Source organism: Vibrio sp. Isolate33, assembly GCF_022397895.1.
GTDB lineage: Bacteria > Pseudomonadota > Gammaproteobacteria > Enterobacterales > Vibrionaceae > Vibrio > Vibrio pomeroyi.
In genome coordinates, this window is sequence record NZ_JAKEUP010000025.1 from 30,082 (window position 1) to 56,346 (window position 26,265).

Annotated in this window: 1 protein-coding gene; it reads right to left on the reverse strand. The window is 45.6% G+C overall.

The features are described from left to right. A complete protein-coding gene (locus L1D37_RS22150) occupies positions 1-25,542 on the reverse strand; it encodes a retention module-containing protein (protein WP_239849197.1) in 25,542 nt (8,513 codons plus the stop codon). Between the last annotated feature and the right edge of the window lie 723 nt (positions 25,543-26,265).

The following is a 26,265-nucleotide window of genomic DNA, read 5'->3' on the forward strand; positions in this document are numbered from 1 at the left end:
TTAACCGTGAGTGATCACATTCTGCTGTACTAATGCATCCAGAATATCCGAAGGCATAGTGCCACTTAGTGTTAACTGAGGAGCAAGGTCTTCAACCACGATCACTTGTTCTGTGGTCCCTAAGCCATCTGGGTTGATCGTAAGCTCAATATCATCCCCTTCCACTTTCGCGTCAATCTGTTGTAGCAATGCAGTCATGTCTGGAGATGAATTCTTAAGCTCTGGTAGCACTTCGCGCAAGTCAATGCTGTCCCCTTCAGACAAATCAAAGTCGGTAATCGTATCTTCAACACCATCTTCGATGTTCAGCCACACGAACGAATCCATACCATCGCCACCGGTTAGAATATCTGAACCGCCGCCGCCAATGAGTGTGTCGTTACCGTCACCGCCCACGAGCGTATCGTCACCTGCGCCACCTTCCAGTCGGTCATTACCTGAACCACCCGTTAAGTCAGTCGCATTAGCACCAGCCAGTAACTGAACATCATCGGTTTCCGAAGCCAAGTTAATATCAACCGCGTTAGACACAATGTTCAAGTTCAGGTCAATCGATGCAGAGGTCGCTGTATCGTTGTTATCAGTCTCTTCAGAAACGGCCTCAACTTTCAGTGTGTAGTTGCCTGGAGTTTGAGAAAGCCCGACCGCTTGCAAGCTTTCGATTGCATCCGCCGTTGCCACCCACACACCGCCGCCAAGATCCGTCACAGAACCCGTAGTACTGGTGATTTGAGCGCCAGTAGGCACATCACTGATATGTAGCGTTAGCTCTTCTGTAATGTCCGTTAAGGCCGCGATAATCCCAACCAAAGGAATGCCACTCGCACTCACAGACTGACTCGCAGTAATGTTTCTCACGTAGTTAGTCGCACTATCGATAGACAGGGTTGGGGCATTCGCCACTGGCGTCACCGCGATGTTGTAAACCACAGGTGCTGTCTCTATCGCAATACCTGAAGGGTTGCCGCTATCTTTGGCGACAACTTCTAATCCAATGCTATTGGTTGGAGACAGGCTCGCATCAAGGAACACACCATTTGGACTGGTTGGCGTATCAATCAACGCATTCAGGTCACTCAATGTCCCCACTAAGATGACTGAACCCGTGTTGTTGCCGTTAACAACAACCGTCGTCATTGCCGGAAGTGATACATTCAATGTACCGTAATCCACCGTCAGCGTGACTGTCATTAAGTCATCAGAAAATGTATCAACATAATCAGGGTCACTGACATTGATACCACTCAACAGTTGACCAGCATCCTCATCGACAAGCGTAGTGACACTGTCACCATTAACAACAGGCGTATCGTTCACTCCATCGACAATCGCGGTGATCTCCGCTGTATCCGTTAGGAAATCATTAGCGCCGTTGGTTGTACCATCATCCTCTACGGTATAGGTAAACTTAACGTTGCCGTTGTATTCATCAGCTGCCGTAAATACCCAGTATGGGCCAGTGATCATAGCGTCATCAACGCCACCTGCGTTCTCGAAGCGTTGTAGCTGACCTTGGCCTTCATCGAGCACCAGATTAGTCACGGTAATCGTGTCGTTTTCCGGATCGCTCGTCGCAGCAACTAAATCGCCCTCTTTGATGATCAACTGACCTTCTTCAAGGATATTGCCTAAGTCGATGTCCGTTGCCACCGGCTGATCATTCACTTCGGTTACTTCAAGACTAATTTCAGCACTGTCGGTTTGGAAATCATCCACGCCATTAGTTGTACCGTCATCAGTAATTGAGTAATTGAATTTAACGTCGCCGTTAAAATCGTTATCCGCTACAAATAGCCAGAATGGTCCGGTAATCGCCGCGTTATCGGCGCCACCTGCATTTTCAAAGCGCGTTAGTTGGCCTTGTCCCTGAGTCAGAGTTACACCGGTTACCGTTAAGTTGTGGTTTTCTGGGTCAGAGCTTGCTGCAATCAAATCACCTTCAACAATGACGATTTGACCATCTTCCGCAATCGAACCTAAATCAACATCAGTTGCCACAGGCGCGTCATTCACTTCCGTTACGATGAGGCTAATTTCAGCGCTATCGGTTAAGAAATCATCCACACCGTTGGTGGTACCGTCATCAATAATGTCGTAATTGAACTTCACATCGCCATTAAAATCATTGGCTGCAGTGAATATCCAGAATGGTCCAGTAATCGCAGCGTCATCAGCACCACCAGCATTTTCAAAGCGCGTTAGCTGGCCTTGCCCTTGTGTAATAGTTACGCCGGTTACCGTGAGGTTATGGTTTTCTAGATCAGAACTCGCTGCAATCAAGTCACTTTCGACAATCACGATTTGACCGTCTTCCGCAATCGAGCCTAAATCGACATCAGTCGCCACCGGAGCGTCATTCACTTCCGTCACCTTAATGGTGAAAGTAGTTTGGTTGGTCTGTGCTGTATTCGGGTCACCCGCGTCAATCAAGCCATTATTACCGCCGTCATCGAGTGTTGCATTGATCGTGACTAAACCACTCTGGTTGAGGTAGTTCTGATCTGGGTCTGGTTTGAAAGTCACAGCCCCATTGGTCAATGCGGTATTGATGTCGGCCTCTTTACCAGTAACCACCAATGAGCCGTCAGGTTGCAATACAAACGTCACATCTGGTGAGCTCGTAAACTCAAACACACCCTGCGCTCCCGGCAATGTTTGATCAATTTCCAACGTCAGCGTATATAGCGCATCTGGGTTATCAAAGTTAGCGTCAACATCGTAGATACTGAAGTTATCGATAGCGATGCTAATATCTTCCGGCGTTTCAATATTGGTCACATTCACAAACGTCGGTTGATCGTTAATTGGATCAATCACTAAATCAACATCAAAGCTGGTTGGCGTACCTAAGTATTCAGTGTTGTCAGCGTCTGTATCCACCGAGCGAACCGTAATTTGTAATGGACCATTAATGCCAAGTACATTACCCGCATCGCTGTTATGTTCACCTGAGTTGAATACGATCTTATCTAACGACTGAGCCGAGACATCAAGTGTCCATAGCTGTGTCACCGGATCGTAGCTCGCTAAGGTTGTGCCATCAGGGTAGAAAATAGAAGCATCTTGAGGCACGCCTGCCACTTCAACTCGAAGTGTTTCGGGCGCGTTTTCGCTATACGTTCCACTGCCTGTTGCGGATAGCTCTTTATCCAAAATCGTCGCATTGATTTCGATATCAATGTTTTGACCTTCGTTGCCTGTCACAGAGTCAGTTGGATTGGTATCAACATCATCACCCACAGGGAGTACATGAACTTCAAAGCTCGGCAACGTACCTGCACTCGTAGGAACTCCTAACAAAGACTCTTGAGTAAAGACTTCGACACCAAATTCAAAGGTACCACTGAAATCTTTCGGCGGTAGAACAGAGATCTCACTTAGATCAAATGACGTTGACACGCTAGGCGGTAATTGGACACTCCAGACTCCCCCACCATTATTCTTGACAGTAAAGTCTGAATTGTTGTCGACTCGGAATTGGAAACCATCCGGCACGTCAGTAAATTTAATGGAAACAAAGGATTCTGAACCATCTAAATCCGTCAAACCAATTGAGATCGGGCTAGTTCCAGACAACGAGATTTCTTGATCTTCGCTACCCGTAATTTCGATAACATCAGGGTCACTACCCGGCCCTGTGATTTGGACATCATCCACGACTGGAACCACTTCAAAGTTCACACTTGTAGAGAAGGTATCCGTGTCAGTTGTGCTGCCAACAGGAGACGAGGCGTCATTGTAGGTCGCTGTATCGGTAATCGTACCGCTAACATTAACTTGTACCTGATTAATATCGTTACCCGTTGGGTAATTAGGTGCAGGACGGAACAAGACGTTATCGAGAGCACCTGCGCTGATCTGAGCTTCATTAAAGGTCACCGATGTTCCGATTAAGGTACCCATTCCATCATAGAAAGCACCGACGCTCGTATCATCCAAAGTCAGCGTAATAGAAGTGAATTTTTCGTCACCACCTTCAACCCCACTAACTTGGTCAGTAATGGTTGAGCTGAAATCAAGCTGGATATAAGTATCTTCGTAACCGACAGGATCTTGTCCAGCTTGACCATCGGTATCGACAGGGATAAGAGAATCGTCAAGAGAACCAACAACCGTAACATCGATGTCAGGGTTGCCTTCAACATCTGGTGCAACTTTAATAACTACATCGGTCACCAAAGTTTTCTCATCACCAGACAGTGTATCTTTGGTTACTATTGTGATTGGTAACCTAAAGTCGCCAGAATAGTCAGCAGGCAGATTAAGTAGCAGGCCAGAGAAATCCGTTGGAACGCCCTGATCGACGGTTGTTTCAAATACATACTTCCCGTTAACGAAGTCAACATCACTACCTCCCCCTAAACTGATTGGGAAAGTGCCACCTGGATTGATGGTCACAGAATCATCAATAATGATGGTCACTTGGTCTGTTGAAGCGTCTTCGCCAGAGAAAGTGATCAAACTATTTAGCGCAGATCCTAAGTCTAGCTGCGTATCCTCTATAGCATCAACAACACTATCTGGGGTCATCGTAATATCTGCAGCCACCTCACTCCCGCCAACAAGCACTTCTGGGAACGATAGATTTACTTCACCTTCCCTTTGAACCGCAGGGGATGACTCAGTTTCACCATCACCGCGATCAACCACTGTACTAAAGATGGTCATCTTGATGTCATTGAAAACGCCAGAGGTGCCTGATAGAGGTGGAAAAGCAAGACCGTTCGGTGCACTGATGCTAAACAGATCTTCATTGGTTACAACCCAACGACCATTGCCTTCATAAGCAGCTCCAATAACAAGTAACTGATTAAGTACAGCATCTGATAGAGCCGAGTCGTCCACGTTTGTTAGTTGGATAACTAACTGGTCCACTTCTTCGATAGCGGATGAAGCATCTGTTTCTTGGTAACGAATGACGAATTCATCCGTAACCGATGTATTATCGCTATTGGTTGTGAATTTGAGAACACCAGTCAGGGCATCAGCCACCACGGTTGGCAGATCTAGGAGACCCGCGACCTCATCAACAACAAGCTTATTATCGACATCTTCAGGTTCTACCACTGGTCGCACAACAACATTAATCTCACCCGTAACCGTCGCCGTCGCAATGCCCTGACCTGCGTTGCCAGAATCAACGTATTCGTGATCGCGCTCTTCGACGTCAACTACCGTAGTCAACATAAAATCATCGCTAGAATCAGCTGGCGGTGTCATTTGAATGAAATTATTCGCTAATGCAATTTGGGTAAATTGCTCAGGTGTTTGGGAACCATCTTTAGGCGTGATAATCAATGTTCCAGGAGTTGAGTCATCAACGGTCACATCACCGTTGACTACTGCAGTAACACCCAGTGGTATTCCATTAATAGTTATCTTAGTGAAATGCTCATCATCATCAATGTAATCGGTACCCTCTGGGTGCCAATCGATATTGATTGTTGAATCTTCATTGCCATTGGTCGTGTTGACGTAATCCGTTAATGTGTCGATCCTTGGTTCAACTAGTACTCGAACTTCTTGGTCGAACGTTAAGGTATGGCCATCGTTCTCGGTCACTATCACTTGACCTTGAATGTGGATATTCTCTGTCGATGAGTCGACAGGTCTGATACGAATACCTGAGGTTTTACCCGCCTCTGTAATGTTCGCTTCGTAGATAGGTTTAGATAAATCAGGGCTACCGCCCGGTCCAGTCTCGTAACCAACAAAGTTAAGGTCGATCACCGTACCGTCGCCGTCTTCGAGAATCACGCCATCTGGAATGCCCGATAGAATAACGGTTATAGACTCCGAGCCATCGTCAGCTAATGGCGTAGTGCCAGTATCAGGTCTTCTTTCTCCTGACAACACTGTGAAGTCCAACTCAGCAAAGCTATCGCCGTTTTGGCTCTCCTGAATGGTAGTTTGAACACCACTTGCAGGGTTAGGATCGGTATCAGGTATTGCAGTCCATGCCGTACCGTTGGTACCGCCGTAAGGAATATCAGCAACACCTTTAACTTCTACGTTGACCGTTTTAGTGCCTAGAATTTCTTCATCGACTTGCGCACCTGTAGAAAGGTTCGCGGTGTCTTTGACAACACCGGTAACCTCAAACGTGAAGTCAACATTGCTGTGTTTAGCCGGAACGATCTCTACGTTGGCTAGATCTGAATACGCCACTTCCTGATAATCGACACCGTTAATGGTGATTGTCGGAACCGGTGTGGTGGTTCCAAGGAAATAAAGCACCGCACCTTCGGTTATATTGCTGATGCGAACAAACAACTCTTCGGAGCCATCAGTGTCCACCGAGCCATTCATGGTGATCACTTCATCCAATGTGAAGGCATCTTTATTCGCCAGAGGACCTATGTAGTCTGGATCATCAATATTGTCTTCATTAATACGAATTCGGTTAACACTGAACGAGCCAAGATCCGCGTCAGCAGTCACATCAATGATGATGTTTTGCTCTACAGAGCGAGCGGTCGTTTTGTCTACCCCACCATTAGCTGAATCATCGTATGGGTTAAGCGTCTCTTCCGTAATTGCCGTCGCTTTGAACTCAATTTGCCCAGAGAAGTTATCAATAGGATTAACTACTGTGCTATTGATATCAGCAGATGCGATGATATAAACACCATTAACTGGCGTAAGCACTGTGCCATTTTGGTCAAGCAGCTCAAACTTCCCGTCGCCTTGAACAGCTTCAAGTTCATAGGTAATGGTTTCAGTTTGGCTATTATCTTGTGACACTGCGTTCAGTTGCAGCGTGACATCGTCTTCATCTTCGTTCACTTGATATTGATACGTGCTGTTGGAATCATCCCACGTTGCAATATCCGCTACCGCTTCAATCTCAATTCTGAAGTTTGAATTAACGGTATGATCTGTACTGCCATTTTTCTCAATTTCAAGCTCATAACGAACTCGCCCACCAGTTTCATCCGAACTAGCGTGTTGGTCCGGAACAAAGAACAAGTTGTCTATCGTCGCGATAGTTTGTCTCGGTTCATTCGGATTAGGAGCAAAGCTTTGTTCGAGTTGAGGAGGACCAAATATAATGCTCCCATTTGGCTCAGGCACTAATTCAATGTACTGAGAGCTAGTACCATCCAAGTAATAAAAAGTACCTTGGTGACTGTCACCTCCGTTCGGGCTTTTAATCGTCAACTGCCCAATAGATTCTGCGTTATCTTGGTCATACAGACTAACTTGCAGCGCAACTTGCGCTGGTGCATCAGGTAAATCAATCTGGTTATCTTGAACATTCTCAAAAGTCGGCTCATCGCCTGTTGCGTAAGGTATGGTTGAGTCTCTACCCGCATCCTCGAAGGTCGTCACTTTCAGCGCGATTCTTGTAGAGTCTCTATCAGTAATCGAAATATCTAACGGAGTTTCAGAGGTGTCTAAGTCTCCATCCGTCGCAATCACGTTAATCGAGAAGTCGATGGTATCAAGACCGTCATGATCTAGATAACCATTAGCTCTGAATTCAACCTCACCATTTGAGTCGATACGTAATCGACCAAGCTGACGAGTATCAGCTCCTCCATTCGTCTGCTCGTAGACTCGAACCACTTGGCTGCCACTACTTAAATCTAAGCCGCTGCTGTATGGCCCATTGTTTCCTGTTCGGAACACAATATCGGCACCATTGCTGGTAATACCCTCTATGCGAGTCAGTGCTGCGCCATCAGCTCCCACATCCGTCGCATTGGCAAACATATCGACTTTAGAACCATTGTAATTCTGACCTTCAAGACGAGTAATCGACTGAGTTGTCACTAACGGAACATCATCCGTCACTGTGATTGTCAGATCAATCGCGTTTGATTGGTCTTGGTCAAAGTCTTCAGCCACAACTGAGAAACCAAGTTCGATGTTGTTTTCATCGCCACCATCAGGGTGTTTAAGAGGTTTAAACAATTCAAACTGATAGCTGTTATCCGAGGTATCGAAAATAATCTCGAACACTGCTTCATTACTCGTTACGGTTTGAGCAACATAGGTAAATGTTGTGCCTACCTCTGAAACAGTTAACCACTCTAAGCCTTCTCCATCGGAAGTTAAGCCAGCTAGAACCAAGTCTTCATCAACCAGCTCATACTTCACAACACCATCGGCACCTTCATCGACGGTGAACAGTCCATTAATAATGGTGTCTTCAGAACGATCCGAACCAATCCCATTAAGATCGTCTTCATCAACAACCGTTTCACCGGTTGGAGCAGTCATCACAGGCACATCATCTAACACCTCGATTGGCAATACATATTGGTTAGAATCATCGCCATCACCGTCAACGGCAACAACATCAAATGGTATTGTTAATGTATCGAGGTTACTCGGTGTCGTAGCGTGATTTAGAGGGCCAAGTAAGGTAAAGGTGTAAGCACCATCATCAGTCAATACTAATGTGAAAATTGGCGTTCCACTTGGGTTGGTTGCACCTTGGTAGGTGGTTGTATTAGCAGCACCGGTAATTTCGGTGATCTTAATACCTTCATTGCCCGACGATAGCGTTGCTTCCAGTGTTGAGATATTACGCAGCTCGTAAACCTCAACTTGGTCTGCGCCTTCTGTGGTAACAAACGAACCCGTTGCTTGTGCCAGAGTGCCTAAATCATCTTCATCAACCACAAACGTACTTGCAACAGTCGTATCAGTAATGGTTGGCACATCATCAGTAATGGTCACCGTTAGCGGTTTCATCGTTGAGTCAGTATTGTCTTTGTCGACAGCGATAACTGGCAAGGTGAAAACTTGATCGTTATTCCCCTGAACTGGCAGATGATCTAACTCTTCCAACAAGGTGAATGTGTACTCTCCTAGAACCACGCTGCTAAACGTGATGGTGAAGATATCCGTTTGGACACCACCGCTTTCCACGTAACCAGTATAGTTGCCACTGTTGACAGGATCTTCTTTGAGCTGAACAACTAAGCCATCCGCTTTGAGAGCGCCAGATGTGTTGAACTGAGTGGTATCAATACGGAAGTAGCTCACATCATCACTTCCTGCTGTGAAAGTAATGGTTTCAGTTTGGCTCACAGGTAATCCCGGTGAAGAGCCGTCGACCAGATTTGCTTCTTCCAATGCAACCGTTGGTACTGTGTCTATTACTGGTGGAGCACCATCTGCAATAGTCAGCGTCACTGTTGAAGTGACAATATCGCCATCTTTGTCTTCCGATGTCACCGTAATGGTCTTAACAATGTCACCACCAGAATGATCGAGATTGCGTTTAGGCTCGAAACGCACATCACCTTCGAGATTGATAAACAAGGAACCTTCAGCGAACATAAACTCTTGCTCACCCGTGTCGGTTTGTACTAGTGACTCTTCAGGTTGGCTGCCATAGGTAAATTTAGTGATTGTGGCGCCATCTGCACTTTGCGCAGGCATTACATCAAAGACTGTTGTAGTCGGTGTTCCTGTGGTTGGCTCTGTGATGTTGAGCGCTCCTGACTGCATCAGTTGGACATCATCAGTAATAGTGACAGTAAGCGGTTTAGACGCTGAAATATCACCATCGGTATCTTCTGCATAAACAGAAAGATCAAAGCTCAGATCGTTGTTTCCTAAACCATCAACATGGTCTAAACGCTCAAGCAGAGTAAACGTGTATTGACTCGGATTCGTGTCATTAAAGTCTAGAGTGAAGATAACTTTCTCAACACCCGAACCATCCATCGTGAATGCGATGTAGTCACCAGAGTTTGCAGGGTCTTCGCGCAAACTCAATTCAAGACCATCGGACTTCAACGCGCCGTTGGTATTGAACAACCCTACTTCCACCACTATTTCAGCAATATCATCACTGCTAGCAAGTGAAGTAATGGTTTGAGTCATACTCACAGGGTTTACGCTAGGCGTAGAACCATCCGCAAGTAAGCTTTCTGACAATGCCACACCCGGCACAACGTCTATTGTTGGTCCATCACCATCAACAATAGTGAGAGTGACTTTTGATGAGAAGATGTCGTTATCAAAATCTGAAGAGGTGAACACAATCGATTTAACAATGTCGCCCGCAGAGTGATCAAGGTTTCGATTTAGCTCAAACCTCACATCACCATCTAATGTCACAAACAGTGAACCTTCCGTGAAAACAAACTCTTGTTCACCGCTAATACTTTGATTCAGAGTAATTGCAGAGCCACCGTCATACGTAAACTGCGTAATAGTCGCACCGTCTGCACTTGGTATTGGCATCACATCAACGGTAGCCGTTGTAGGAGTACCAGTATTAGGCTCAGTAATGGTTAAGAAGCCATCTTGCATTTTCTGGAGGTCATCTTCTATCGTGACCACCACATCGCGTTTCGTTGATTCAGAATCATCTGTATCAACGGCATAGATAGGCAAACGGAACGTGAGATCGTTGTAAAGCACGCCATCAAGATGGTCGAGAGCCTCAATTAAGGTAAATGTAAACTGAGCTTTGTTTGCACTATCAAAGCTAATGGTAAATACATCGGTAACGTTACCCATACCATCATCGGTATAACCAATGTAGTCACCAGCAGAAGAAGGATCTTCTTTTAGTTGAACGACAAGACCACTTGATTTCAACAGATCGCCAGGATTGAATTCGTTGGTAGCAATTCTAAAGTGACTGAAATGATCACTTCCTTCTGTATACGTAATTGTGTGAGTCGAACTGACCGGAGAACCAGTTGGTGTCGAGCCATCCGCTAGGTTAACTTCCGATAAGTTAACATCTGGAACCACGTCGATAACGGGATCGATACCGTCTTTGATCGTCAAAGTGACATCTGCAGTATCTGTATCGTTATCAAAATCACTGGTGGTAACGACAATCGTTCTTACGATATCGCCAGATGAATGGTCTAGATCTCGGCTCGGCTCAAAACGAACCTCCCCTTCAATAGTGATGTACAGCAAACCATCGGTTACGGTAAAGACTTGTTCTGTGGCGATGCTTGGGTCTAACGTTACAGCTGTACCACCATCGTAAGCAAACTGTGTCACTTTCGCACCATCAGCACTCTGCGTTGGCATAACATCAATGATTGGCGTCGTTGGTGGCGTACCCGATGCCAAATCAGCTAATGAAGGCTCAGTGATACTCAATGTACCATCTTGAACGCCTTGTACGTCATCGGTGATCGCAACCGTCATTGGCGACATTGCAGAATCATCACCATCCGCATCAACCGCTAACACAGGGACATCGAAGCTTAGTATATTGTTTTGTAATCCATCTACATGATCTAACGCTTCAAGCAGTGTGAATGTATACTGCCCTAAATTGCTCGTCGAGAAGCCAATCGTGAAGACGTTGGTTTCTACGTTAGAACCGTCTTTAACGAAGCCAATATAATTACCAGAATTAGCTGGTTGCTCTTTTATTTCGACATCTAGACCGTTCGACTTCAAAGCCCCTGAGGTATTGAACTGCGTAGGGTCAATTCTGAAATGACTGACGTCGTCACTACCAACGGTATAGGTAATGGTTTGTGTCATCGTTACTGGATTGCCTGTTGGCGCAGAGCCATCAGCCAGATCCACTTCAGATAACGTAATTCCAGGAACAAGGTCGATTGTAGGGAGGTCACCATCAACAATATTCAGTGTCACTGTCGATGTAACAATATCGCCATCGAGATCAACAGACGTCACCTCAATAGATTTGGTAATATCACCGCCTGCATGGTTTTGATTACGCACAGGTTCGAAACGTATCTCACCTTCCGTCGTAATGAATACCGAACCCTCCGTGAAAACAAACTCTTGTTCACCATTCACATTCAAATCAAGACTTTCTGCAGTGTTACCGTCAAAAACAAATGAAGTGACTTTGGCTCCATCAGCACTTTGGTTTGGCATCACATCAAAGGTATTTGATGTTTCAACACTTGATGCCGGCTCACGACTGGTGATTGTGCCGTCTTGCATCAATTGCACATCATCACCAATGGTCACGCCAAGCTGAGAAACTAACGAGTCATCGCCATCACTATCAACCGCATACACAGGAAGATTAAAGCTTAAATCGTTGTTGCCACGTGCATCTTGATGATCCAGAGCTTCGATTAAAGTAAATGTGTATTCGCCTAAGGTTCCGGAGTTAAAGTCCAGCGTAAATACTGTCGTCTCCACATTAGACGAACTGGTAGTAAAACCAACATACTGACCAGAGCCTTGAGGATCTTCACGCACTTCGACCGCTAAGCCATTCGATTTAAGTGCATCGTTAGTGTTGAACTCGGTTGGTTCCAGACGGAAACGAACGACATCGTCACTTTGGTTGGTGAAAGTAATCGTCTCCGTTTGACTCACCGCACCACCGCTTGGCGCAGAACCGTCCGTCAAATTCGTTTCAGAGAGCGTGACACTTGGCACTGCATCAATGGTTGGAATATCACCATCGGTAATGGTTAGTGTGACTGTTGAAGTCACAGGATCGTTATCGAAGTCGCTTGAAGTCACTACTATCGACTTCACAATATCTTCGCTAACTGAATGGTCAAGGTCGCGATTCGGTTCAAAGCGCACTTGGCCCTGCAGAGTGATAAACAACTCACCTTCTGTGAAACTGAATTGCTGCTCACCTACGATGCTTTGATCGAGTGTTTTGACAATACCGCCAAATGAGAATTCAGTGATCGTAGCACCATCGGCACTCTGATTTGGCATCACATCAATGGTGTTGGTTGTGATTGTTCCGTCTGCAAGATTTGGCTCAGTGATATCTAACGTACCGTCTTGCATGATTTGGACATCATCACCAATGGTCACATTGAGTTGAGATACCAGAGAATCATCGCCATCACTATCAACTGCGTAAACTGGAAAATCAAAACTCAGGTCGTTCTTATCTAGGCCATTTGCATGGTCTAACGCTTCAAGCAGAGTAAAGGTGTATTCGCCTAACGTACTCGTAGAGAAACTAATGGTGAATACTGGAACTTCAGCGTTCGAACCATCAGTAATAAAGCCTATGTAAGTACCCGGATTAGCAGAGTCTTCTTTTATCTCAACCGCAAAGCCATTCGATTTCAGTGCACCACCCACGTTGAACTCGGTTGGCTCAATACGGAAACTAGTTACATCATCACTTTGATTGGTGAAGGTAATCGTCTCTGTTTGACTGACAGTACTGCCACTTGGGGTAGAACCATCTGCTAGGTTGGTTTCAGACAAGGTAACACTTGGCACCGCATCAATGATTGGGATATCACCGTCAGTAATGGTCAGAGTGACCATTGACGTCACCACATCGTTATCTAAATCGCTTGAAGTCACCACTATCGACTTCACGATGTCTTCGCTAAGCGTGTGGTCAAGATCGCGGTTTGGTTCGAAGCGAACTTCACCTTGCAAGGTGATGAACAGTGAACCCTCAGCAAAGACGAATTTTTGTTCACCTGTGTCGTTTTGGTCGAGTGTTATTGCCGTCCCGCCATCGTAAGTAAACTGAGTGATTGTCGCACCATCGGCACTTTGATTAGGCATCACATCAACAGTAGCTGTTGTCGGAGTACCTGCGGCCAAATCAGCAACCGTTGGCTCAATAATATTAAGCGTTTGGTTTTGCATGACCTGTACATCATCACCAATGGTCACATTAAGTTGAGACACCAGTGAATCATCACCATCGCTATCAACGGCATAAACAGGAAGATCAAAAGTCAGATCATTCTTCGTTAAGCCATCTACATGGTCTAGTGCTTCGAGTAAGGTGAAGGTGTATTGGCCTAAATTGGTATCCGAGAAGCTAATCGTAAACACGTTAGTTTCAACATTCGGAGCCGTCGTCACAAAACCGATGTAACCGCCCGGTGTGGTTGGGTCAGGTTTCAACTCAACCGCTAATCCGTTCGATTTCAAAGCACCACCAACATTAAACTCTGTCGGTTCAATGCGGAAGCTCGTCACGTCATCACTTTGGTTAGTAAAGGTAATGGTTTGAGTTGAACTTACCGCACTTGCATTCGGAGCAGATCCGTCACTCAGATTCGTTTCTGACAGCGTAACGCTTGGCACTGTATCAATGGTTGGGATATCACCATCAGTAATGGTTAGCGTTACCGTTGAAGACACAAGATCGCTATCGGAATCACTGGAGGTTACGACTATCGACTTAACGATATCGCCACCAGTATGGTCAAGGTTGCGACTTGGTTCGAAACGAATATCACCTTGTAGAGTGATATACAATGACCCGTCAGCAACCACGAATTTCTGCTCGCCCGTATCATTTTGGTCAAGCGTTAATACAGCACCACCATCGTAAGTAAACTGAGTAATGGTCGTGCCATCAGCACCTTCTTCATCCAGAACATTAACCGTCGTAGTGGTCGGTGTGCCCGCTACCAAATCTGCAACCGTTGGCTCTTCAATAGTGAGAGAGTCATTAACCATAACTTGAATATCATCAGTAATAGTTACAGCCAGTGGCGACATCACAGAGTCATCACCATCGCTATCAACCGCGTAAACTGGCAAGTTGAATGTTAGGTCGTTATTACCTTGAATAGGCGTGTGGTCAATCGCTTCCAGAAGCGTGAAGGTGTACTCACCCAAAGTGGTGCTGCTGAAATCGAGAGTAAATACCGTGGTTTCGACATTCGAAATATCAGTCGTAAAACCAATGTAATTGCCTGAACCTGTTGGTTCTTCTCGAATCTCAATGATCAAGCCATCGGACTTGAGCGCATTGTTAGTATTAAATTCACTTGGCTCTAAACGGAATTTCTCAACGTCATCACTTTGATTAGTGAAAGTGATGGTTTCCGTTTGGCTAACCGCACTACCATTTGGCAATGAGCCATCAGCGAGATCCGCTTCTTTAAGTGATACACTCGGCACCGCATCAATAGTCGGATTGTCACCATCAGTAATGGTCAGCGTAATGGTTGAAGTCACCGGATCGTTATCAAAATCACTTGAAGTCACCACAATCGACTTCACGATGTCTTCACTCAACGAGTGGTCGAGATTTCGGTTCGGTTCAAAACGCACTTCACCTTCAAGAGTGATATAAAGCTTACCTTCTGTGAAACTGAATTGCTGTTCGCCAGTATCATTTTGGTCAAGCGTTCGTAGCTGACCATCATAAGTGAACTGAGTGATCGTCGCGCCATCAGCACTTTGGTTTGGCATCACATCGATGGTGCTGGTTGTCACCGTACCGTCGGCCAGATTTGGCTCGATGATATCTAACGTACCGTCTTGCATGATTTGGACATCATCACCGATGGTCACATTCAGTTGAGACACCAGAGAATCATCGCCGTCTGTATCAACTGCATAAACCGGCAGATCGAAACTCAGATCGTTGTTATCTAAACCATCCACATGGTCTAACGCTTCAAGCAAAGTAAAGGTGTATTCACCTAGTGTGGTTGTAGAGAAACTAATGGTGAACACTGGAACTTCAGCGTTTGAGCCATCGGTAATAAAACCAATGTAAGTACCCGGACTCCCTGAGTCTTCTTTTATCTCAACCGCAAACCCATTGGATGTCAGAACTCCACCTACATTGAACTCGGTTGGTTCAATACGGAAGTTTGCTACATCATCACTTTGGTTTGTGAAAGTAATCGCTTCGGTCTGACTGACTGCACTTCCGCTTGGTGCGGAACCATCAGCTAAATTAGTTTCCGAAAGCGTAACGCTTGGCACTGCATCAATGGTTGGAATATCACCATCAGTAATGGTCAGCGTCACTGTGGAAGTCAGTACATCGTTATCTAAATCACTTGAGGTCACCACTATCGACTTCACGATGTCTTCGCTAAGCGTGTGGTCTAGATTACGGTTTGGCTCGAAGCGAACTTCACCTTGAAGAGTGATGAACAACTCCCCTTCTGTGAAGCTGAATTGCTGCTCACCAGTGTCCGTTTGATCCAGTGTTCGAACTTGCCCGTCATACGTAAACTGAGTGATCGTCGCACCATCGGCACTTTGATTTTTGACTTCACCTTGAAGAGTGATGAACAACTCCCCTTCTGTGAAGCTGAATTGCTGCTCACCAGTGTCCGTTTGATCCAGTGTTCGAACTTGCCCGTCATACGTAAACTGAGTGATCGTCGCACCATCGGCACTTTGATTTGGCATCACATCGATGGTATTGGTTGTGATTGTGCCATCTGCAAGATTTGGCTCAGTGATATCTAACGTACCACCTTGCATGATTTGCACATCGTCACCGATGGTCACATTCAGTTGAGACACTAGTGAATCATCGCCATCGCTATCAACAGCGTAGACTGGCAAGTCGAAACTCAAATTATTATTTGCGAGGCCATCTACATGGTCTAGTGCTTCAAGTAAGGTGAAGGTGTATTGGCCTAAATTGGTATCCGAGAAACTAATCGTGAATACGTTGGTTTCAACATTCGAACCATCCGTAACAAAACCGATATAACCACCCGGCGTTGTTGGGTCAGCTTTCAGCTCGACCGCTAATCCGTTTGATGTGAGAGTACCGCCAACATTGAACTCAGTCGGTTCAATACGGAAGCTGGTCACATCATCACTTTGAGTGGTGTAAGTAATGGTTTGAGTTGAGCTAACCGCGCTGCCACTTGGCGCAGAGCCGTCACTCAGATTAGTTTCCGACAAGTTCACAGTTGGGACATTATCAATGGTCGGGATATCACCATCGGTAATGGTCAGCGTGACGGTTGAAGTCAGCACATCGTTATCAGAGTCGCTAGACGTCACCACGATTGATTTGACGATGTCTTCGTTCAGCGTGTGGTCTAGATTACGATTGGGCTCAAAGCGCACTTCACCTTGAAGCGTAATGAACAGCTCACCTTCTGTGAAACTAAACTGTTGCTCGCCATTGTCATTTTGGTCGAGCGTTCGAAGCTGACCATCATAAGTGAATTGCGTCACCGTTGCGCCATCGGCACTTTGATTTGGCATCACATCAATGGTGTTAGTTGTCACTGTGCCAGCGGCCAAATCTGCGACGGTTGGCTCAACGATATCTAACGTACTATCTTGCATGATTTGAACATCATCACCGATGGTCACACTTAACGGTGACATCAGTGAATCATCGCCGTCACTGTCTACCGCATAAACAGGTAGGTCAAAACTGAGGTCGTTGTTGCCACGGGCATCTTGGTGATCCAAGGCTTCGATGAGTGTGAACGTGTATTCACCTAATGCGGTGCTAGAAAAACTCAGCGTAAATACCGTGGTTTCGACATTCGTCGCACTAGTCGTAAAACCAATGTAGTCACCCGACCCTGCCGGCTCTTCACGCAACTCAACGGCTAAACCGTTCGATTTAAGATCATCGTTAGTATTGAACTCCGTTGGCTCAATACGGAAACGAACCACATCATCACTTTGGTTGGTGAACGTGATAGTTTGAGTCGAGCTTACCGCGCTGCCACTCGCTGCAGAGCCATCACTCAGATTCGTTTCAGAAAGAGTAACGCTTGGAATAACGTCAATCGTTGGGTTATCACCATCGGTAATGGTCAGCGTTACGGTTGAAGTCAGAGAGTCATTATCGAAGTCACTTGAAGTGACCACAATCGACTTCACAATGTCTTCACTCACCGAGTGGTCTAAGTTTCGGTTTGGCTCAAAGCGTACTTCACCTTCAAGGGTGATATAAAGCTTGCCTTCCGTGAAGCTGAATTGCTGTTCGCCAGTGTCATTCTGATCAAGTGTTCGTAGTTGACCGTCATAGGTAAATTGAGTGATCGTCGCGCCATCGGCACTTTGGTTTGGCATCACATCAATGGTGTTGGTTGTCACCGTACCATCAGCCAGATTTGGCTCGGTGATATCTAACGTACCGTCTTGCATGATTTGAACATCATCACCAATGTTCACATTCAGTTGAGACACCAATGAATCGTCACCGTCTGTATCAACCGCATAAACAGGCAGGTCGAAGCTCAGGTCGTTGTTATCTAAACCATCCACATGGTCTAACGCTTCAAGCAAAGTAAAGGTATATTCGCCCAACGTACTTGTAGAGAAGGCTATCGTGAATACAGGAACTTCAGTATTCGAACCGTTGGTAATAAAACCGATGTAAGTACCTGGGTTAGCAGAATCTTCTTTTATCTCAACCGCAAATCCATTCGATTTCAGTGCTCCGCCCACATTGAACTCGGTTGGCTCAATGCGGAAACTCGCCACATCATCACTGCCTGCAGTAAAGGTAATCGTCTCAGTCTGACTGACTGCGCCGCCGTTTGGTGCAGAACCATCAGCTAAATTAGCTTCCGAAAGCGTAACGCTTGGCACGGCATCAAAGGTTGGGATATCACCATCGGTAATGGTCAGCGTCACTGTGGAAGTCAGTACATCGTTATCTAAATCACTTGAGGTCACCACTATCGACTTCACGATGTCTTCGCTAACCGTGTGGTCCAAATTACGATTTGGTTCGAAGCGAACTTCACCTTGAAGAGTGATGAACAACTCCCCTTCTGTGAAGCTGAATTGCTGCTCACCAGTGTCCGTTTGATCCAGTGTTCGAACTTGCCCGTCATACGTAAACTGAGTGATCGTCGCACCATCGGCACTTTGATTTTTGACTTCACCTTGAAGAGTGATGAACAACTCCCCTTCTGTGAAGCTGAATTGCTGCTCACCAGTGTCCGTTTGATCCAGTGTTCGAACTTGCCCGTCATACGTAAACTGAGTGATCGTCGCACCATCGGCACTTTGATTTGGCATCACATCAATGGTATTGGTTGTAATTGTGCCGTCTGCGAGATTTGGCTCAGTGATATCCAACGTACCACCTTGCATGATTTGGACATCATCACCGATGGTTACATTTAACTGAGAAACCAAAGAATCATCGCCATCGCTATCGACCGCGTAAACCGGTAAGTCGAAACTCAAATTATTATTTGCGAGGCCATCAACATGGTCTAACGCTTCAAGTAAGGTGAAGGTGTATTGGCCTAAATTGGTATCTGAAAAGCTAATCGTGAATACGTTGGTTTCGACGTTCGAACCATCCGTAATAAAACCGATGTAACCACCCGGTGTGGTTGGGTCAGCTTTCAACTCGACGGCCAAACCGTTGGATGTCAAAGCACCACCAACATTGAATTCGGTTGGTTCAATTCGGAAGCTTGTCACATCATCACTTTGAGTGGTGTAAGTAATGGTTTGAGTTGAGCTAACCGCACTGCCACTTGGTGCAGAGCCATCACTCAGATTGGCTTCCGACAAGCTCACAGTTGGAACATTATCAATGGTTGGGATATCACCATCGGTAATGGTCAACGTGACGGTTGAGGTCAATACATCGTTATCGGAATCGCTAGACGTCACCACAATCGACTTCACGATGTCTTCGTTCAGCGTGTGGTCAAGATCACGATTGGGCTCAAAGCGCACTTCACCTTGAAGCGTAATGAACAGTTCGCCTTCCGTGAAGCTAAACTGTTGTTCGCCATTGTCATTTTGGTCAAGCGTTCGAAGTTGACCGTCATAAGTGAATTGCGTCACCGTTGCGCCATCGGCACTTTGATTTGGCATCACATCGACAGTACCAGTTGTCACTGTGCCATCTGCAAGATTCGGTTCGATGATATCTAACGTACTATCTTGCATGATTTGAACATCATCGCCGATAGTGACGTTTAGCGGAGACATAAGTGAATCATCACCGTCACTATCTACCGCGTAAACAGGCAGATCAAAGCTGAGGTTGTTGTTGCCACGGGCGTCTTGGTGATCCAAGGCTTCGAGAAGTGTGAATGTGTACTCACCCAATGTGGTGCTAGAGAAGCTCAGCGTAAATACCGTGGTTTCGACGTTTGTCGCACTGGTCGTAAAACCAATGTAATTACCCGAACCTTGTGGGTCTTCTCGTAACTCAACGGCTAAACCGTTCGATTTAAGATCATCGTTAGTATTAAATTCCGTTGGTTCAATACGGAATTTCTCAACATCATCACTTTGATTAGTGAACGTGATGGTTTGAGTTGAGCTTACCGTGCTGCCACCTGGCGCAGAGCCATCACTCAGATTTGTTTCAGAAAGCGTGACGCTTGGAATAACGTCAATCGTCGGGTTATCACCATCGGTAATGGTCAGCGTTACGGTTGAAGTTAGAGAGTCATTATCGAAGTCACTTGAAGTGACCACAATCGACTTCACGATGTCTTCACTCACCGAGTGGTCTAAGTTTCGGTTCGGCTCAAAGCGCACTTCCCCTTCAAGGGTGATAAACAGTTCGCCTTCTGTGAAGCTGAATTGCTGTTCACCAGTGTCATTTTGGTCAAGCGTTCGTAGCTGACCATCATAAATGAACTGAGTGATGGTCGCGCCATCGGCACTTTGGTTTGGCATTACATCAATGGTGTTGGTTGTCACCGTACCATCAGCCAGATTTGGCTCGATGATATTTAACGTACCGTCTTGCATGATTTGGACATCATCACCGATGGTCACGTTAAGTTGAGACACCAATGAATCATCGCCGTCCGTATCGACCGCATAAACAGGCAGATCGAAGCTCAGGTCATTGTTATCTAAACCATCCACATGGTCTAGCGCTTCAAGCAGAGTAAAGGTGTATTCGCCTAGTGTGGTAACCGAGAAACTAATGGTGAACACTGGAACTTCAGCGTTCGAACCGTCGGTAATAAAACCAATGTAAGTACCTGGATTCGCTGAGTCTTCTTTTATCTCAACCGCAAAGCCATTCGATTTAAGTGCGCCGCCGACATTGAATTCAGTAGGCTCAATACGGAAACTCTCCACATCATCACTTTGGTTCGTGAAGGTAATCGTCTCAGTCTGACTGACTGCACTGCCGCTTGGTGAAGAACCATCTGTAAGGTTGGTTTCAGACAAGGTAACGCTTGGCACTGCATCAATGGTTGGAATATCACCATCGGTAATCGTCAGCGTCACTGTGGAAGTCAATACGTCATTATCTGAATCGCTTGAGGTCACCACTATCGACCTAACGATGTCTTCGCTAGCCGTGTGGTCTAGATTACGATTGGGTTCAAAGCGAACTTCACCTTGAAGAGTGATGAACAACTCACCTTCTGTGAAGCTAAATTGCTGCTCACCATTGTCCGTTTGATCCAGTGTTCGAACTTGACCGTCATACGTAAACTGAGTGATCGTCGCACCATCGGCACTCTGATTTGGCATCACATCGATGGTATTGGTTGTGATTGTGCCATCTGCAAGATTTGGCTCAGTGATATCTAACGTACCACCTTGCATAATTTGGACATCATCACCAATCGTTACGTTTAACTGAGACACCAACGAGTCATCGCCATCGCTATCGACCGCGTAAACCGGTAAGTCGAAACTCAAATCGTTATTTGCGAGGCCATCTACATGGTCTAGTGCTTCAAGTAAGGTGAAGGTGTATTGGCCTAAGTTGGTATCTGAAAAGCTAATCGTGAATACGTTGATTTCAACGTTCGAACCATCCGTAATAAAACCGATGTAACCGCCCGGTGTGGTTGGGTCGGCCTTCAGTTCGACCGCAAAACCATTTGATGTCAAAGCGCCACCAACATTGAACTCAGTCGGTTCTATACGAAAATTTGTTACATCATCACTTTGGTTGGTAAAGGTAATGGTTTGAGTTGAACTCACCGCACTGGCATTCGGAGCAGAGCCATCACTCAGATTGGTTTCTGACAAGCTCACAGTTGGAACATTATCAATGGTTGGGATATCACCATCGGTGATGGTCAGCGTGACCGTTGAGGTCAATACATCGTTATCGGAGTCGCTAGACGTCACCACAATCGACTTCACGATGTCTTCGTTCAGCGTGTGGTCTAGATTACGATTAGGCTCAAAGCGCACTTCACCTTTAAGCGTGATGAATAGCTCACCTTCTGTGAAGCTAAACTGCTGCTCGCCGGTGTCATTTTGGTCGAGCGTTCGAACCTGACCATCATAAGTGAATTGCGTCACCGTTGCGCCATCGGCACTTTGATTTGGCATCACATCGACAGTACCAGTAGTCACTGTGCCATCTGCAAGATTTGGCTCGACGATATCTAATGCACTGTCCTGCATGATTTGAACATCGTCGCCGATGATCACATTTAACGGCGACATCACTGAATCATCGCCGTCACTGTCTACCGCATAAACAGGTAGGTCAAAACTGACCTCGTTGTTACCACGGGCATCTTGATGGTCCAACGCTTCGATGAGTGTGAACGTGTATTCACCTAATGTGGTGCTAGAAAAACTCAGCGTAAATACCGTGGTTTCGACATTCGTCGCACTAGTAGTAAAACCAATGTAGTCACCCGACCCTGCCGGATCTTCACGCAACTCAACGGCTAAACCGTTCGATTTAAGATCATCGTTAGTATTGAACTCCGTTGGCTCAATACGGAATTTCTCAACGTCATCACTTTGGTTGGTGAACGTAATGGTTTGAGTCGAACTGACCGCGCTACCACTTGGAGCAGAGCCATCACTCAGATTCGTTTCAGAAAGAGTAACGCTCGGAATAACGTCAATCGTCGGGTTATCACCATCCGTGATCGTCAGCGTTATGGTTGATGTCAGAGAATCATTATCAAAGTCACTTGAAGTCACGACAATCGACTTCACGATATCTTCACTAACTGAGTGGTCTAGATCGCGATTAGGTTCAAAGCGTACTTCACCTTCAAGGGTGATATATAACTCGCCTTCCGTGAAGCTAAACTGCTGTTCGCCAGTGTCATTTTGGTCAAGCGTTCGTAGCTGACCATCATAAGTGAACTGAGTGATCGTCGCGCCATCGGCACTTTGGTTTGGCATCACATCAATGGTGTTGGTTGTCACCGTACCGTCGGCCAGATTTGGCTCGATGATATCTAACGTACCGTCCTGCATGATTTGGACATCATCACCAATGGTCACATTCAGTTGAGACACCAATGAATCGTCGCCGTCTGTATCAACCGCATAAACAGGCAGATCAAAACTCAGATCGTTATTATCTAAACCATCCACATGGTCTAACGCTTCAATTAGAGTAAAAGTATATTCGCCCAAACTACTCGCAGAAAAACTAATGGTGAACACTGGAACTTCAGCGTTCGAGCCATCAGTAATAAAGCCTATGTAAGTGCCCGGATTAGCAGAGTCTTCTTTAATCTCTACCGCAAACCCATTGGATGTCAGAGCTCCACCTACATTGAACTCGGTTGGTTCAATACGGAAACTCGCCACATCATCACTGCCTGCAGTAAAGGTAATCGTTGCAGTTGCGCTCACTGCACTTCCGCTTGGTGCAGAACCATCGGCAAGATCTGTTTCAGATAAAGTGACAGGTGGAATCAGATCTATAGTTGGGTTCTGACCATCGGTAATACTCAGCTCAAGTGTTGAGGTATCAGTATCTCCATCACCATCTTCAGCTAAAAATGAGAACTGTTTTACTATCGTTTCACTGCTTGAGTGGTCGATATCACGAGCGACTTCAAAACTGAAATCACCGTTTAATGAGATAGTGACGACACCCTCAGTAAAACTGAAAGTCTGGGGAGCATCGGGGAGCAGACTTTGATCTAGCGAGTAATCAACACCATCATAGTTAAACGATTGAATTGTAGAGCCATCTGCGCCTTCGAAATTGAACAGGTTATACGAAACAATAGTATCACCCGCTAAAGTTGGCTCAGTGACTGACTCAACCTTATCCACTAGCTCAACAACATCATCTGTAACATTGACGAGAATCTCAGCGGCTTCTGGTGTGTTCGAACCTCCAGACAGTGCAGAGCGATCTCCATCCGCATCAACGGCATAAATAGGCAGAGCAAAAGTCAACAACGCGTCTTCAGCACCTTGGTGAGAAAGCTCTTCGTACAGAGTGAATTCATAGTTCCCCAATAACGGACTATCAACTTTAACGTCAAAGACCGTAATTCGAGAACCATTGACCTCAACATACCCTTCGTAAGTTCTTACACCGTTAGTTTCATCAATAAGCTCAAGCAATACGGCTTCGCCATTAGACGTTAAAGAGCCACCAGTATTAAACTCCGTAGGTTCAAGCTCGTAATGATCGATGATGTCGCTTTCAAAAATATCGGCAGTGATACTTCCGCTACCCGCTACGGGCGCGGTTCCCTCTTGAGAACCACCAACAATACCAGCTTCGTCAACATCAATACTGTCAACATTGGTCACAACCGGGCTATCGCCATCAGTAATCTCAATGTTAATGGTATTAGTTACAACATCTTGGTCAAAGTCCGTGACCGTGATCGGCAGCGAAAAAGAGAGTGAGTCAGTGCCGATCTGTTCGATCGGATTAAACTGCTCAAATTTATAAGTGCCATCGGTATCAAGTGAGATAGTGAGAACCACCTCACCACGACCTTGGATAGCCAAAGTGATCGTCGTGCCATCATCAGAAAGTCTGGCCAGCGTGTTCTGATTATCACTGAGTACGCCATCAAACTGTTCTAATGCACTTGCATCGAAGACTGCTGATTGAAGGTTATCACTCCCGATATTGGAGAACGTGCCTTCGATTGCTGTACTGCTCGTTTCAACGTTACTGATATTCACACTTTCAGCAGACGGATCTACCCCGTCAAATACGGTAACTTGCGTGTTGATAGGTGTTGCTAATGGGTTTCCAGCGGTGTCTTCGCCTTGAATATCGAAGTTAATATCTATTTGATCGCCAGTATAGGAAACTTGGCCACCACCGACAGACGCTACATGATCAATCGGCTGAAAAATCGTTGTGATTAAAGAAAGCTCAATGTTATTTCCAACACTGACGGCATTAATGTCGATGCTTAAAACTGTATCGGTACCTTGGACACCAATAATAGAGTTGTTTGTCGCATCATAAATGAAGGTGACAGGCTGACCACTTGATGTTATGTCACTGTTTAGCTCACTGAGTAATGAGGCGAGAGATAAAGCCTCTGGAGCAAAAGAATCTGGAGCGAGCGCTAAACTACCAGCAATAATGGTTTCTGTCGTCGTGATAGATTGAGGATAAGTATTATCGGATATTGAGCCTTCAGTAAGAGCTTCACTGATTGACTGGCCGCCTGATGAACGAGTGATCGACCTGAACTCTTCTCTGTCTTCATCAACGGTTTGTTGTTCTAGGCCTGCGGTCTCGAAAAATGTCGAGGGGTGGGTTTCTGTATAGTTATAGTCTATCGTCACAAAGCCTGCGTTTGCAGAACCTTGTCCGCCACCAGCCGCTGTAGCCTCTAAGATTTGAGTCGGATCGGCACCACCTAAAATGGCTTCTTGGATAGCAGCGAGGTCGTCTTCGGTAAAGGTTTCTGCGTCTGCTTGCTGTAAGTCAAAATTAACCTCACCAGCTATTGGGGCGTCTACCCAAGCTGCATTTTCATCAACACAACCGACACAATTCTCTGCAACCGGAATCGAATCATTCTGAACGCCTAATACAAGTTCTGACTTGTTGGCCGTAATCACGATCTCATTTTCACGGATGGTATCGCCAACTGAAATTTTTCTTGCGCTGCCGTCTGGCTTAACTACGACGACATCTCCACTAGCTGCTTCAACTACCGCAACCTGGCGCGAAACTTCGATATCCATATATCCCCCGTTGTCACAAAACACTATTCTCGAGCGCTGTGAAAATTATTTGTAATAGCAATTTCAGGTTTCATTTGAATGCAGACTTAACTCTCATCAACGGCAATCCATTGTCACGTCCAACTGGCCTGAAAAGAGAAAAGCATTTCACCTGTTTTTTTATAGTTTACTTACTCTTAAGCCTAGTCTTCCCCATAAAAAATGCCATGTCTGTGCTAAGGGGCGTCTTTTCACAAATCGAGGTATTCTTGTTGGGGTTTGAAAAACTTAGTTAAAAGTTAGTATGGTGCTGATTTATATGCAAATAAATTCACAATGTAATTGCACCTCATTATTTATAAATATATACAGCAATAAAGTTGATAAATCATTAGCAAACATGGGGTATTAATTGAGGCTAGCTATGCGTTACAGCAAAGCAGAAGTAATTCCCATTTATGAGACACTAATCAGAGGAAAGGTGGTGAAATTCGAATCAAAAACAATCAAATAAGTTGCATAAAGCGTATCTGTCGGAATTTTAACCAACTGATAAACAACTGCTACCCACTTCAATTTGGTCACAAGTTCTTTTCTGGAAGTGATAAACAAAAATGTATGGTCCGCCCCGTTATTGCAACTACAATTAAGTAATAACGGAGTTGGTTTGCGCTAATGTATTCGGAGTCCTTGTTGGGAGCACTAGCTTCCCAGCTCCACGATGATATCCGCGCCAGATTATCC